This is a genomic window from Pseudoalteromonas sp. D15MCD-2, from assembly GCF_038562745.1.
GTDB lineage: Bacteria > Pseudomonadota > Gammaproteobacteria > Enterobacterales > Alteromonadaceae > Pseudoalteromonas.
In genome coordinates, this window is the sequence record NZ_JBCFQE010000001.1 from 2990776 (window position 1) to 3005860 (window position 15085).

Here is a 15085-nt window from a genome sequence, read left to right on the forward strand (position 1 = left end):
GAGCAATTTATGTACGCAAGGAACGCACGTTGTCGAAGTATCTGAGTCACAGATTTGCCTTATTTTTGCTGTTTTTTTGCTTCTCAAGTAGTGCCAGCACTAATTTACTGATCTTTAATCGCCCCGCCGATACACCACAAGCTCGCTATGTTATTGATTTAATGAAAATGGCATACAAAGAAATTGGCTATGAGATCCATATAATCGATTTTAATCATCAAAATGCGCTGGTTGCTGCAAACCAGGGTGTGCTCGATGGGCAACTAGGGCGCATTGCCGATGTTAAAGACGATTATCCTAATTTATTGAAAGTAGACTATGCGCTTTTTGATTTTAATCTAGTGCTACTGAAAAACTGCCGACAATGCCAATATGAACAGCTTAAATCGTTAGCAATTCAGTCAAGCTACCCAGCGGCTCAGAGTTATATCGATAACCACCCATTTGCAGGCGATGTGATCAAGGTTAGAAATGTCACTGCGCAGCTTAATTTACTCACGCAAAAACGTGTTGAAGGGACAATATTACTAGACTTTTTATTGTCGACTAAGCATCCGGGGTTTGATCAAACAGCCTTTCATAAACAGGTTTTAATGCCGATGCAGAGCTTTCACTTTGTGCATAAACGGCATAAAGCGATAATTCCGCAACTGACTAAAGTACTTAAAAAGCTTGATGAAAACGGCACGGTGCAATTTTTAAAATCGAAATACAACCTCAGTAAATTTTAAAAATCAAAACCGCCTTGCTCAGGATTTGTTTGTTGCTGCTCTGCCTGCTGTTTTTTCTGAAGATAACGTTTATAACGCTGTTGGCATAAGCTAATGACTTTACGTTTTTCTGCATTGGTAAACTTATTCCAATAAAAACGCTCATCACGACTGCGGTAGCAACCTTTACAATAGCCTCGGTTATTAACTTGGCATATCCCTTTGCAAGGGCTTGGAATTTCAAATATTTCAATTTGTTGCATCACAAATGCCGGTTAATAAAGAATATTAAAAGTATAGCCTGAAAATTAACCATAAAAAAAGCCACTTTAAAAAGTGGCTTCTTAAACTAATACCAATTCGCTTAATTAAGTAGTTTATTTTGAGGCAAGAAAACCTTGTTGATAACAAGGAAAAAATTTCGTTATTTAGTTGTTCTAAATGAGAAATTTTTAACGCAGGTAGCGACAGGTTTAATCCCTCAAAATGATTAAGTATTATTGCGGATTGGTATAATTGTATCGCTTACTCAGATTCGCTTGTGGCAAGTTCTGCTTTACGATGAAAAGGTTTAGCATACATAGCTAATACCAAAGGTTTTAGCTCCTCTGGCACTTTTGCTAGTCGCTCGTTAAATGCAGCAGCATCTTTTTCGTCAATCACAGCTTGCGTACAACCACCCGCTATGTAGTTACCAGGGTGTAAGAAAAACGAATCAACAATTTGCTGATCAATGGTTTTTGCAAGCTCTTCAGGCGATTCGCAGCCCGATTCAATTGGTTCGCCAAACGCTAAATGTACATGCCCTTTAGCTGTACTAAAACCTTCAACAATACTAGCAATATCTTCACCTTGCTGTTTCACATACTGACCATGTTGCTGTTTATGATAAAGCTCTTTCGCTTTTGCAATCGCGCATGGCTCGTATTGATAAGAGATAGACACTGGCACAATTTTTAATTCGCGTACGTACTCAGCAAATTCTTTTTTCTGCTTACGACCTTGTAACTGCAACATTTTAAGTAAGGCAGGATCTGTTTGATCAAAACCGTCTTTTGCTCGGCCTTCTTTTTGCGCTATCCAAATTGAGTGGCCTTCAGCAAGTGAGTCATAGATATAAGCAGACAGCTGCGACAATGCTTTAAGCATCTCTTTTGGAGCTTTCGCTGAGCGCTTTACAATAAAGCTCTTGTTTAAACGCATTAACTCAGTGATATAAGGAATTTGCAGCAAGTTATCACCAATTGCGATGCGAACTGTCGGCATGTTGTGTTTGAACAAGCCCCAGTTCACAAGTGCAGGATCAAGCACAATATCGCGGTGATTCGAAATAAATAAGTAGGCTTGTTTTGGGTCTAGTTTATCGATGCCCGAAAACGTCACTTCTGAAGTCGTACGGGTGATTAGTTTATTTAAATAATCAGCCACTTCGTGCTGAACTTGCTCAACCGATGCGGTGTTGCCCCACTTTTTACGCAGCTGACTGCGCACTAATGGGCGAGTAATAAATGGGAAGTTCGATAAAAAGCGCGGTAGGTTATACTTAGCGATTACATCTACAAAGGCATTATCAGCAATCAAACGCGCTACTGAATCAGCTACTTCATCATCATTGTAAGGTCTTATGTCGGCGTATTTATCCACACTTTCACTCATTAAAAACTACTTAAGTTAAAAAACGGCACGCTCAGCGTGCCGTTAAAAATAATTGGCGGATTATAACTCAGGCAATTTTAAATGCGAACCGAGACGCGATAGTTAACCAAATTAAATGCCAATTAATGTAGAAAATATATATCTATAACAAATAATTAAGCAATGCTCTTACCAGTTTGCGACGCCTTTTTTAATACCTTTTTTAGCAGTAATCTAAGCATTAAAATTGCCAACACAATACCTGCCACAAGGCTTAACCAATGTGGTAGAACTTCATGCTCTTCGCCCATCATCGGCGCCACCACAAAACCATATTGCGCCACTAAATAATCGGTTAAAAAGCCAAATGCCAGCGCCGTGCCAATCACCCCTATTAAGTAGGCAAATACCGCACGCTTGCCAAGCTCTTTTCCAACCACACCAAGCGTTGCAATGTTGGTTGCCGGCCCTGCCAACATAAATACCAACACCGCCCCTGGAGACACACCACTGAGTAATAAGCCTGCCGCAATAGGTGTCGATGCAGTAGCACAAATATACATAGGAATACTGATTAAAATAACCACCAGCATCGCAAGAATGCCATTACCCCACTGGCTTAAAAAAGATTCTGGTACATAAGTTTGTACTAGAGCAGCAAAGAATAAACCGATCATTAGCCAAATCATGGTGTCTTCAAGCAGCTTGTTGCAACTAAAGCTCACCGCGCGTTTCAGTTTGCTAAAACGACTTTCAACGGCTTTAGTTGACTGCTCAGTGCTGCAACAGCTTTTCTGCGAAGGTGGTGCTTTTTCAGTTGCGCTACTGTGTTGCGGCTCCTGTGTTGGTTGCGATTCCTTGCTACTACAACAACTTGTTGTTTTAGCAGGCTCAAGTTCTTGAGGTGATTGCTTACTACAACTTTGTGCGGGCTTAGGAGGCGCTTCTTTACTGCAACAGCTTGATGTGGTCACAGGTTCAGGCTGTTTACTGCTACAACAAGATGTTGATTCTGAGTCTTTTTCATCTGATGCTGTGTTTTGATGCTGATGAAGTTCACTGTCTTTCCCCACTAATACACCGGCCACAATGGCACTGCACACGGCGGCAATAGGACGTATCACCGCCATAAATGGACCTAGCAACACATAAGATACCGAAACTGAATCGACCCCAGTTTCAGGGGTTGAAACTAAAAATGCTGTGGTAGCACTTTTTGACGCCCCAGCCCTTCTCAAACCAATGGCCGCAGGGATCACACCACATGAGCACAAGGGCATTGGGGCACCAATAAAGGCTGCTTTAACTGTGGTCCATAACCCTTCTTTGCCTAAATGCCGGTTAAGAAAGTTAGCAGGCAAATACACATTGAGAAGACCAGCTATGAATAAGCCCAGCATTAACCAAGGCGCTGAAAGCAAAAACAAATGCCAAAAATTATTGAGTAAGTCCATCGATATCCTCCAGCGTTGTTAGTATTGAGCAGTTTTCAGCAGGCTCTTCTCCGCCACAACATTTATCTGCCAATAATGAAAGTGAGTCATAAAAGCGAGTAAGCTCTGCAATTCGCTGTGCAACGAGATCACGTTTTTGTATCGTCATCTCTTTAACTTCATGACAAGAATGCTGATCTTTATGAAACTTAATTTGCAGTAGCTCTTTGATCTCAGCCAGACTAAAGCCAACATTCTTTGCTCTGAGAATAAACGCCATTTGTTTATAGTCATTCTCAGAATAAAAACGATATCCCACGTCTGAACGCGAACTAGGCGTTAACAAACCATGCTTTTCGTAGTACCGTAGCGTATCTGTTGAGACACCCAACTGACGGGCAAACTCACCTATTTTCATCACCGTCTCCATTGTGAAGCGTTTATTTATTATGCTCACTATAAACCTTGGAGTACACCCCAAGGTCAAGCAATAAATTAAAAAAGGAAAGCACATGAATATTACTGTCCTTGATGCAGCGACATTAGCCAACACTTCGTTAGATGCCTTAGCGCAATTAGGTAAATTAACCTGTTACGATTTAACCGCTAAAGAACAGGTTGTTGAGCGCTGCCAAGATGCCGATATCGTTATCAGTAATAAAGTGGTGATTGATCAAAACGCCATGAGCAAATTAACTAATTTAAAATTAATATGTGTTGCAGCGACAGGGACTAACAACATTGATTTAAGTGCAGCCAAAGAACATAACATCGCAGTGACAAATGTAGCGGGCTATTCAACACCGAGTGTGGTGCAGCATACCTTTACTCTCATCACTAATTTACTGGGCAATACTCACAGATACATTAATGATTGCCAGCAAGGCTTATGGCAGCAAAGCCCTATGTTTTGCCGTTTAGATTACAGCTTTAATGAAATTGCCGGCAAAACACTGGCTATTGTTGGCTATGGCTCACTGGGTAAAGCCGTTGCCGATGTAGCACGCGCCTTTGGTGCCAATGTCATCATTAGTGAACGAAAAGGCCAAACGCCTCGTGAAGGTCGTGTTAGTTTCAATGATGCCCTAACCACAGCCGATATCATTAGTGTTCACTGCCCGCTTACTGATGAAACGCGCAACCAAATCGCTGCGGCAGAATTAAGCATGATGAAACCGTCAGCTATCATCATTAACACTGCTCGTGGTGGGATCATCAATGAAGCCGATTTAGCTGACGCATTAGCTAATAATGTCATAGCCGGAGCTGGTGTTGATGTACTCAGTAAAGAACCCGCAGAGCAAGAAAACCCGCTGGCACTATACAAAGGTGCAAACTTATTACTTACTCCACACATTGCATGGGCGAGCCAAGAATCTATTGTGCGCTTAGTTAACGAAATTGCGTTAAATATCCAAGCATTTAATCTAGGCGAAACACGTAACAGGTTGGTCTAAACCGCAATTTATTAGTCAATAGAGCTAAGTAATTAGTAATTTATTACTTAGCCTACTGACGATAAACGACATAACCTATTGATAAAATAGAAATTTAAAAGTTTGGCAAGCCGTTTGCTATCAAAGGGTAACTATAAAACAATTTCTTCGGGATAAAATAACATGAAAAAAGCACTTCTTATTGCCGCGCTAACTGCTCCATTTTTAACTGGTTGTGTCATTGCTGTTTCTGACGGTGAAGCCGACACACATTGGGCTGGTAACTCTTCTAGCTGGCAAAAACAGCATAAAAATAACCGTGAAGTGATTTCTAACCTTGCATTAGATACGAGCTACCAAACTGTATTAAATAAACTAAATACACCTAACTTTACCGAGTTATTAAAGCAAGGTGATGATGTTTACCAAGTATTATTCTATGCAACGCATAGTATTCACTCTGATGGCAAGATGACTAAAGACGAGTGTACGCCACTCGTATTTAAAAATGATAAGTTAATTGGCGTGGGTGATACGATTTATAAATCACTTAGCAATGGTTAATAAATAGTTTGAAACGGATGAGTAGGCTTTGCCTACTCATGTTCATTTACTGCGATCATTCTCGATACTATCTGATCTCGCCCGGCATCTTTAGCCTGATAAAGACCTAAATCAGCTTCTTCAAGTAAGGTTTGTTCTGCATAAACCTGACCATTTTCTGTGGTCGCAATACCAATACTAATTGTGACATGGTCGGCATTTAGCGACGCTTTGTGTGGGATGTTTAAATCATTCACCGCATTGCGCAGTTTATTTGCAAACGACATAGCCTCTTTAGCTGAAGTATTGGGCAACACCGCAGCAAACTCTTCACCACCATAACGAGCAACAAAGTCACTGCCTCGTTCACACGCCCCAACTAAGGCATGAGCAATTTGTTTTAAGCAATCATCACCTGCTCGGTGACCATAGCAATCGTTGTAACGCTTGAAGTGATCAACATCCATCAATAACACAGATAGCGGGGTTTGATCTCGACGGCAACGACGCCACTCTCGCGCTAAATTTTCATCTAAATAACGTCGGTTTGGGATCTCTGTTAAGCCATCAATTGAGGCGAGCATTTCGAGTAAGTCATTTTTTTGTTTGATCAGCAGCTGATTACGCACTCGAGCACGCACGATAGCAGCACTAAATGGTTTAGTGATGTAGTCCATCGCGCCTAATTCAAGGCCCTTCGCTTCGTCATCATGGCTGGTATTGGCAGAAATAAATATTACAGGCAGCATACTGGTAGTCGCGCTTTCTTTTAACTTAGTAAGCACTTCGTAGCCGTCAATGCCGGGCATTACAATATCCAAGATCAACAAATCAACAGTTTGCGTTTTTAAAAACGTCAGTGCTTTTTCGCCACTCTCAACACAAAAAACATCATAGTCTTGCTGCAATGTTTTCTCTAATACCAAGCGGTTTAACGGATCGTCATCAACAATCAGTACCTTGGCTCTTTTCAACATCAGTAGATCCTTGTTCTATGATAAATGCGATGACCTGTTTTATTTGCCATTGCAACTCATCATTTAATTGTTCGGGCAGTTCGCCATCTGCTTTAAGCCTAGCTTCACATTGCTGAGCGCACGCTGACAATCGCTTAAAACCGAGATTTCCGGCTGACCCTTTTACATTATGAACCACACGGACCAACTCATCGGTAGTTTTTAATGTAGAGATTTGTAATAACTGCTCTGCTGCCATAGTCGCAAACTTCGACAACATAGTTAATACTAACTTAGTATTGTTTGCAAACTGAGACAGTATAAAAGCTTGATCAAAAAAGACTTCTTTTGTGTTATCGAGTTCACTCATTGCTAAAAACAACTTACTAGCAACAATCGGTTTAGTTAAATGCTTATTCATACCCGCCGCGATTGAATGCTCAATATCTTCGCTTTCACTGTGTGCAGTGAGTGCGTAAATCGGCATTTGTTCTTTGGTGAATGACTGACGAATAATACGCGTTGCCTGACAACCATCCATTTCTGGCATCTGAATATCCATAAAAATGAGATCGGGCCTTAAGCTATTTGCCAGTTCAATGCCTTTTTCACCACTGTGTGCACACACAACGGTGACATCAATTTGCTCTAAAATACTTTTAATAATGCTTAAATTAAGCGGGTTATCATCCACAGCCAGCACTAACATGCCAGATAAATCAGTACTAGAAGGCAATGAAACCAGTTCTTTTTTCACAGGCTCCGCGGCTTTATCTAGCTGTAAGCAAAAGCAAAATTCACTGCCTTTACCTTTTTCGCTTTCCAGCTTAATTTCGCCTCCCATTAGCGCAACTTCGTACTTAACAATCGCTAAGCCTAAGCCAACGCCCTGATGAGAGCGCGTTAATGATTCATCACCTTGAGTAAATGCATCAAATAAGCGGCTTTGATCTGCCTTGCTAATACCAATGCCCGTGTCTTTAACAGTAAAGCAAATGAGTTGCTGCTCAGCTGACTCTTCCACCAGCATTAAGTTTAATGTCACTGTGCCTTGTTCGGTGAATTTGGCAGCGTTGGTCAGTAAATTAGCCAGTACTTGCTGCAAGCAAATTTGATCACCCACTAAGTTATCGCTAATGCTTTTATCGCATTCGACTTTAAACTCGATATCTTTATTTGCGCATAAAGGGGCTGTTATTCCCTGACAGTAGTCGATTAAATCAGGCACACTAAAAGGGGCTTTATTAAGTTGTACTTGCGAGCTTTCAGCGCGGGCAAAGTCAAGCATACGATTTAGTAAAGTAAGCAAGCTATTGGCTGCTGATTTTGCTTGTTCGGCATGATTACGCTGCGGCTGTGTTAAACCTTGCAATGCAATCACGTCAATTAAGCCTAGTACAGCATTGAGTGGTGTGCGTATTTCATGACTAAGGTTTGCAATGAAGCGACTCTTAGCTAATGTTGCCCGTTCAGCGTCATCTTTTGCTTTTACTAAGTCCGTCACATCCTGTACATGAACAACATAATAATCAGGTGTTTGCTCAGCATTCCAAACTAATGACACACTAATTTGTAGCCAGCGTTGTAGATCTTGCTGCTCAAGACTAAAGTGATAAACTTTTTTCTTCTCATGCAACAGCTCTGTCAGGGTATTTTTTAATGTCTGATAAGACGTCTCAGCAAATAAGTCTATTAATTTGAGGTCATTGGCGTTTTCAATTGCAAAGATTTTACGTGCCGCTTTATTTGCTTGCAGCACCTGATCGTCAAGCGATACCAACAGCACCCCATTAGCAGCATATTCCATGGCACTGCGTAATTTTGCTTCGGAGCTTTGTAATGCATTGAGCGCATTATGCTGCTCCGTAATATCACGGCCAATTGCCATAGTGCCAAGAAATTGCTGATGCTCGTTATAAAATGGCACGATGCTAAATAGATAACTGTTATCTTCTGTGGTCAATCTTTTTTGATAAGCTTGGCGGTCTTTGAGTACTTGCTTTTCAAGCTCGTTTAACTCACCGTTATCATCACTAATATCACATATTTGCTGCCCTACTAACTTCTCTTGTGGCAAGCCGATATAGCGCTCATACGCCTTATTACAGCCTAAAAACGAGCCATCAATATTCTTAAAATAAATTAGGTCAGGTACGTTATTGAGCATGGTATTTAATAGCGCTAAATGACGCTCTTTCGCATCAATACTACGACGCAATTGTTTTGACTTTACCTGTACTTGCGAATCAAGCGCTTTATTTGCCTCTTGTAACGACTGAACGAGCTCTTCATTACGGCTAAACACCTTTTTCACACGGCTGAACCAAGGCTGCCAATCAACAGGAATACGATAATGAACTAACGCTTGTTTGCCTTCATCATGCTGCTCAAGATAATTCATTAAGTGCGTCATTGGTTTTACAAAAATGCGCTGACTCAACCAAAAAACAGCGCTGAACATCATCACTAAAAACACACTCAAAAATGCGAATTCTAAAAAAATGTCGTAGCCTACAGGTTCACTCAGGGCTTGCTTTGATTCATAGAAACGAGTGTAAATAGGTAAGTTTGTTGCTTCTTGCACTAAATGACTGTGGTTATTCTTGCTCATATCTATCGCGACATTCGGCCAATGCTCGCTGGCACTTATGGCTGTATTAGGCTCTGTCTTTGAGCTGGCAATGACTTGGTTATCTTGGTTTATAAAAATATACTCACCATAGTTAGGCGCTATTTTTTTTAACCAGTTAGAAATTGCTTTAAGGTCATAAATCAACACAATGTAATCACGACTATTAGCGGCTCGTTGCTTGCCAATAGCAAAGTAGGCATGGCCATTAATCGTCAATACAGAGCTCGAAGCAAGCTTGTTGCTATTGATTGATAAAGGTCGAAATTTGTTATCTAACACACTGGTCAGAAATTCACTTTTTGCTGTGTTACGGCGCTTAATATAAACAAAGCCTTGCTCATTAACATAAGCAACCGCTTCTAAAGATTGAATAAGCGACAGCGTGGTATTAAACGAGGGACCGAGGGCAATAACTCGTCGCCATTGATTAATTGCGTAAGCGGTTGAGGCAAACTTTCCTTGCCCGACTATCTCCCCCACTCCATCGCCCACACTTTGGTAGTAATAGTGATCGTATTGATTCACATTGCGTGCCCAACTAGGATCAAAATCATAAGAAAGTGGCTGCTCATATAGCTTGAACATGGTGTCTATAAGGCCATCTGCGGCACGCATAGCATGGCTAAGCTGAGCTGAAATATTATTAAAACCGTTTTGCCTGCTTTCTATCGCCCGCTCAAGTTTTAAATTATATAAGTGTAAACACAAAAAAAACGCCACCAGCAGCGGCACAATAAGTGCCACTGCCAAAGAGCGATAATAATGCTTTAACGGTAAAAAATTCACTGGCTTATAAGTACCTTACCTCGATAACAGCTAGGTTAACGAGGCATAGGAATACTGGCAAGTTATAAATTTTCTTCAGCAAAGCTGGCTAAGCGGCTACGTACCACACCGTTTAAATTAACGGTAGCACTGCCCTGAAAATCTTTAAAACGTTCAACAATATAGGTTAAGCCTGAGGTAACTGGCGTGAGGTAGTTACTATCAATTTGCGCCAAGTTACCTGAGCAAATGAGTTTAGTGCCTTCACCGCAGCGAGTAATAATGGTTTTCAGCTGTGAAGCGGTTAAGTTTTGACTTTCATCCAAAATAACAACCGCGTTTTGAATACTACGGCCGCGCATAAAGTTTACTGATTTAAACTGTACGTTGGCTTTTTCCATAATGTAATTACGACTCGAAATTGGATTTTCATCTCCTTTATGCAGCACTTCTAAGGTATCGGTAATAGCAGCTAACCACGGCGCCATTTTCTCTTCTTCAGTGCCAGGTAAAAAGCCAATTGATTCAGCAATTTCTGGGGTATTGCGAGTAACAATCACTTTATCGTAAATACCTTTTTCTATAATCATTTCGAGGGCACTAGCAAGAGCGAGCAAGGTTTTACCACAGCCGGCAGGACCAGTTAAAATCACCAATTCAATACTTGGGTCAAGTAGCGCATCAAGTGCCATCCCTTGATAAACATTTTTTGGCTTAACGCCCCAAGCGGTATGGCTCATCAAGCGCTCAACACTAATATCCTTTAAAGTAATTTGTTTATCATCGTAGCTTGTTACTCGAGCCGCAAAGTGGTCGCTTTCATCTAAAATATATTCATTACAGAACACATCGCTAATCGTGCTTTTAGCCACATGATGATAGGTATCTCGGCCTTGCTGCTCTGTTTCGCATTCTCCAACCTGTTGCCAAAAATCACCTTCAATTTTTTTATAGCCGCTAGTAAGCAACGCTATGTCGTCAATTAATTGGTCTGTTCTGTAATCTTCAACAAATTTAAGCCCTGCCCCTTTCGCTTTTAGGCGCATATTGATGTCTTTAGTGACAAGCACCACTTTGCTATCGCTGTGTTGCTTCTGTAAATGAACAGCACAATTGATGATGCGGTGGTCGTTTTCGTTGCCCGGTAACCCCGAAATACTGTCTGCAAATAAATGGTCATTAACGATAATTAAGCGGCCACGAGATTCTGATTTAGCCTTTTTGTTACTAGGAAGCGCGACACCCTGCAACATTTGCTCTGGCGAAGCGTCCTTTAACACTTCATCTAAACCACGAATAGCAACACGGGCGTCACGGCTAACGTCATGTTTCCTATCTTTAATGTGGTCGAGCTCTTCTAATACTGTCATGGGGATAACAACATCATGTTCTTGGAAAGATAAATAAGCGAGGGGTTCGTGGAGTAATACATTAGTATCGAGCACATACATTTTACTATCAAGGTTCGAAGCTTTTTCCATAGCACTTTCCTTACGTTTTATGATTTTTATGCTATACCCAATAAACTAAACAAGCGGCGGATGAAGCTATGGTTTATTCGTCAGGTATATACTCAGTTTAGTCTATTTACGACAAAAGTCCTTTTTATGACAAACAAATATACAATTATTTAACTGGTTAAAATACATACAATTTTTACCGTTAATAATGGCTTAAAAAGGTTGACTAAATTTAATTGTGTGCGGCGAGTTTACTGCCTTGAAGTAGCATGGCGTTACAGGTAACATAGCCGCCTTTTTTCTTCATAGACGAGACATACATGAATTTTTCCTTAGGTCAGCGTTGGATCAGTGATACTGAGTCAGATTTAGGATTAGGCACCGTTGTTGCCCTTGAAGGCCGTCAGGTCAGCATTTTATTTCCAGCCAGTGGAGAAAACAGAGTTTATTCTTTAACAGAAGCACCTGTTACTCGTGTCGCATTTAATCCAGGTGATATTATTCGCAGCGTTGAAGAGTGGGAATTAGAAGTCGAGTCTGTTGAAGAGCAAGGCGAGTTACTATGCTATCACGGCATTCGCGTTGATAATGGTGAAAAAGCGCAGTTAAAAGAAACCTTTTTAGATCACTTTATCAAATTCAATAAACCACAAGACCGTTTATTTGCAGGTCAAGTGGACCGTTTTGACCGCTACACGCTTCGCTACCAAACTTGGCTGCACCAGTTTGAGCGCCAACAATCCCCTTTAAAAGGTTTAATTGGTCAGCGCGCAAACCTTATTCCACATCAGCTTTACATTGCACAAGAAGTGGGTAAACGTTTTGCACCACGCGTATTACTTTCTGACGAAGTGGGTTTAGGTAAAACCATTGAAGCAGGTATGATTTTACATCAACAAATCATCAGTGGCCGTGCTAGCCGCGTATTGATTGTTGTGCCTGAAAACTTACAGCATCAGTGGTTAGTAGAAATGCTACGCCGCTTTAACTTACGTTTTTCAATCTTTGATGAAGAACGTTGTGATGAAGCATTCGCAGACTCTCCAAACGTATTCGAAACAGAACAGTTAGTACTTACTAGCCTTGAGTTCTTAAGCAAGAAAAAGCGCTGGTTTGAGCAAGCAACCCTAGCTGATTGGGATTTATTGGTTGTTGATGAAGCGCACCATTTAAGTATCAATAATGGTAAGCCAAGCACTGAATACCAACGCATGGCAGAGTTAAGCCAAGACATTCCGGGCCTTATCTTATTAACTGCAACGCCAGATCAACTTGGTCACCGCAGTCACTTTGCCCGCTTACAATTACTCGACCCAGATCGTTTCTACGACTACGATGCGTTTGTTGAAGAAGAAAGTAACTACAAAGAAGTTGCTGAAGCTGCTAATCAATTACTAGGTGAAAAAGGCCTTGATGATGCATCTCGTGCAACATTAAAAGAGCTATTAAAAGAAACCGACATTACTGACCTTTTAGCGAAAGCGGAGCAAGGTGATGAAACGGCGCGCAACGAAATTTTATCAATGCTGCTGGACCGCCATGGTACGGGTCGTATTTTATTTAGAAATAGCCGCAGCGGTATTGATGGTTACCCAAGCCGTAAGCTTCATGCATACCCTATGGCAATGCCTAAACAATATAAAACGGCGATGTCGGTACTGGGTAACATGGGCGGCATTCAAAATGCTGAACTAACGGCACTTCGCGCTCTATTCCCTGAAAAGATCTTTCAAGAGTTTGAAGGTGAAAATGCCAGCTGGGGCGCATTTGACCCACGTGTTGATTGGTTAATCGAAACTTTAAAAACCCTTAAACACGAAAAAGTACTGCTTATCTGTGCTAAAGCAGAAACCGCACTTAGCCTAGAACAGATTTTACGTGAGCGTGAAGCAATTAAAGCCTCTGTTTTCCATGAAGGCATGTCGATTGTTGAACGTGACCGTGCAGCGGCTTACTTTGCCGACGAGTACGACAGCGCGCAAATTCTACTTTGTTCTGAAATTGGTTCTGAAGGTCGTAACTTCCAATTCTCGCATCACCTAGTATTGTTTGATTTACCACTTAATCCAGACTTACTTGAGCAACGTATAGGTCGTCTTGACCGTATTGGTCAAACTCAAGACGTAAACATTCACGTGCCGTATTTTGAAAACACCGCACAAGAAGTGTTACTTCGTTGGTACAACGAAGGCTTAGATGCGTTTGAAACAACATCGACAACAGGGCAAATGCTGTATAAAGAGTATGGCGAAGAACTACTTGAGTTTATCGGTGCACACAATTGCGACGAAGAAGAGCTAGACCCACTACTAGAACAAGTTGCTGGTCAAAATGCCAAGCTTCGTAAGCAAATGGAAAGTGGTCGTGACCGTTTATTAGAGCTGCACTCAAGTGGCCAAGGCCGAGCAGAAAGTCTTGTTGCTGATATCGAAGAATTAGACGACCAATTCACGCTGCCAAGCTATATGATCAATGTTTTCGACACCTTTGGTGTAAGCCAAGAAGATAAAGGTGAAAATACCATTATCTTGAAACCAACTGAGCACATGCTAAATCCATCTTTCCCATGCTTAAAAGATGATGGCATCACAGTAACGTTTGATCGCAGCACCTCGCTTTCGCAAGAAGACGCCCATTTCATCAGCTGGGACCACCCTATGGTGCAAGGCAGCTTAGACATGATTTGTGATGATGACTTTGGTACTGCCTCTGTGGCGTTACTGAAAAACAAAAAGCTACCTGCTGGTACCTTCTTTGTTGAGCTTATTTTCATTGCGGAGGCGATGGCGCCTAAAGCACTTCAGGTTGGCCGCTTCTTGCCACCAACGCCTATTCGTATCTTATTAGATAAGGGTAGTAACAATCTGGCTGATAATGTTGCTTTTGATGCTTTCAATCAGCAGTTGTCTGCGGTTGGTCGCCAAACGGCAAGTAAATTAGCCAGCGCGCTACAAAGTGCCATTCACCCAATGATCACCAGCGCACAAGGCATGGCACAAACCAAGCTAGAAGCACTGCGTGCTGAATCACTAGAGAAAATGCAAACTGCCCTTGGTGAAGAGCAAGCTCGTTTAACGGCACTTAAGCAGATCAACCCGAATATTCGTGATGAAGAGCTTAGCTTCTTTGATAAACAGCGTAGCGAACTCACGACTTACATCGAAAAAGCCCAAGTTAAACTGGATGCAATTCGTTTAATTGTCGTTTCGCACTAACGTTAAATAGCTAAACTCAAACTACAAACGCGATGTGCTTTCACATCGCGTTTTTTATACAAAAAACACCACTAGGGTAATAATTACGGCCAATGCCGCTAGCTTGCAAAATAACTTAGCTAAGCTTTTGTTTCTTTTTATTAAATCGTCTTTGTAAGCTTGCTTCAAATATACTGCTTGTAGGTCTGAAAAGCCTTTACAATGCGGACACTCTGGCTCAAGGTCATTAACTTCTAAGCCACAACGTGTACAAGGTTTACTGCGAATTAAACCGAGGCGAAACATTCACTTGTCCTTTTA

General features: G+C 41.4%; 12 protein-coding genes. 4 read left to right on the forward strand and 8 right to left on the reverse strand.

Annotated elements, in window-relative coordinates; genetic code table 11:
- Positions 1-29: 29 nt before the first annotated feature.
- The gene (locus AADY36_RS13745) at positions 30-731 is read left to right on the forward strand and encodes a transporter substrate-binding domain-containing protein (RefSeq protein WP_235575491.1); all 702 of its coding nucleotides are present in this window, start codon (positions 30-32) and stop codon (positions 729-731) included.
- On the opposite strand, the gene AADY36_RS13750 is transcribed toward AADY36_RS13745, so the two are convergent.
- The 4 genes from AADY36_RS13750 to zntR form a co-directional block, all read right to left on the reverse strand.
- Positions 728-973: a DUF1289 domain-containing protein gene (locus tag AADY36_RS13750; RefSeq protein WP_055197682.1), complete on the reverse strand. Its 246-nt coding sequence runs from the start codon at positions 971-973 to the stop codon at positions 728-730. The two genes, AADY36_RS13745 and AADY36_RS13750, sit on opposite strands and share 4 nt — an antisense overlap.
- Before the next feature lie 262 nt (positions 974-1235).
- A complete protein-coding gene (locus AADY36_RS13755; protein WP_054562756.1) occupies positions 1236-2366 on the reverse strand; it encodes a 1-acyl-sn-glycerol-3-phosphate acyltransferase in 1131 nt (376 codons plus the stop codon).
- A gap of 155 nt (positions 2367-2521) precedes the next feature.
- On the reverse strand, positions 2522-3799 hold the full coding sequence (locus AADY36_RS13760) for an SO_0444 family Cu/Zn efflux transporter (RefSeq protein ID WP_285221923.1): 1278 nt from the start codon (positions 3797-3799) through the stop codon (positions 2522-2524).
- Positions 3783-4196, reverse strand: a complete 414-nt coding sequence (zntR, locus tag AADY36_RS13765; RefSeq protein WP_082401639.1) for a Zn(2+)-responsive transcriptional regulator — start codon at positions 4194-4196, stop codon at positions 3783-3785. The genes AADY36_RS13760 and zntR overlap by 17 nt, the downstream gene beginning before the upstream one ends.
- A 94-nt stretch (positions 4197-4290) precedes the next feature.
- On the opposite strand from zntR, the gene AADY36_RS13770 reads away from it, so the two are divergent.
- Together AADY36_RS13770 and AADY36_RS13775 are read left to right on the forward strand one after the other, a co-directional pair.
- The gene (locus AADY36_RS13770; protein WP_272982862.1) at positions 4291-5235 is read left to right on the forward strand and encodes a D-2-hydroxyacid dehydrogenase; all 945 of its coding nucleotides are present in this window, start codon (positions 4291-4293) and stop codon (positions 5233-5235) included.
- 162 nt (positions 5236-5397) lie between these two features.
- A complete protein-coding gene (locus AADY36_RS13775) occupies positions 5398-5778 on the forward strand; it encodes a DUF3192 domain-containing protein (protein WP_054562759.1) in 381 nt (126 codons plus the stop codon).
- A gap of 32 nt (positions 5779-5810) precedes the next feature.
- Here AADY36_RS13775 and AADY36_RS13780 read toward each other — a convergent pair whose 3' ends face one another.
- From AADY36_RS13780 to AADY36_RS13790, 3 genes are all read right to left on the reverse strand, one after another.
- Entirely contained in the window at positions 5811-6734 is a 924-nt protein-coding gene (locus tag AADY36_RS13780; protein WP_054562760.1) for a GGDEF domain-containing response regulator, read from the reverse strand.
- Positions 6703-10131 carry a response regulator gene (locus tag AADY36_RS13785; protein WP_054562761.1) on the reverse strand — a complete coding sequence of 1143 codons (3429 nt, stop codon included), beginning with the start codon at positions 10129-10131 and terminating at the stop codon, positions 6703-6705. The genes AADY36_RS13780 and AADY36_RS13785 overlap by 32 nt, the downstream gene beginning before the upstream one ends.
- Positions 10132-10193: 62 nt before the next feature.
- The gene (locus AADY36_RS13790; protein ID WP_055197676.1) at positions 10194-11591 is read right to left on the reverse strand and encodes a PhoH family protein; all 1398 of its coding nucleotides are present in this window, start codon (positions 11589-11591) and stop codon (positions 10194-10196) included.
- A gap of 299 nt (positions 11592-11890) precedes the next feature.
- Between AADY36_RS13790 and rapA the strand changes: the two genes are divergently transcribed.
- On the forward strand, positions 11891-14785 hold the full coding sequence (gene rapA, locus AADY36_RS13795; protein ID WP_342409097.1) for an RNA polymerase-associated protein RapA: 2895 nt from the start codon (positions 11891-11893) through the stop codon (positions 14783-14785).
- Positions 14786-14839: 54 nt separating this feature from the next.
- On the opposite strand, the gene AADY36_RS13800 is transcribed toward rapA, so the two are convergent.
- Positions 14840-15070 (reverse strand): hypothetical protein, encoded by a 231-nt coding sequence (locus tag AADY36_RS13800; protein ID WP_055197672.1) that lies wholly within the window; start codon positions 15068-15070, stop codon positions 14840-14842.
- Positions 15071-15085: the final 15 nt, after the last annotated feature.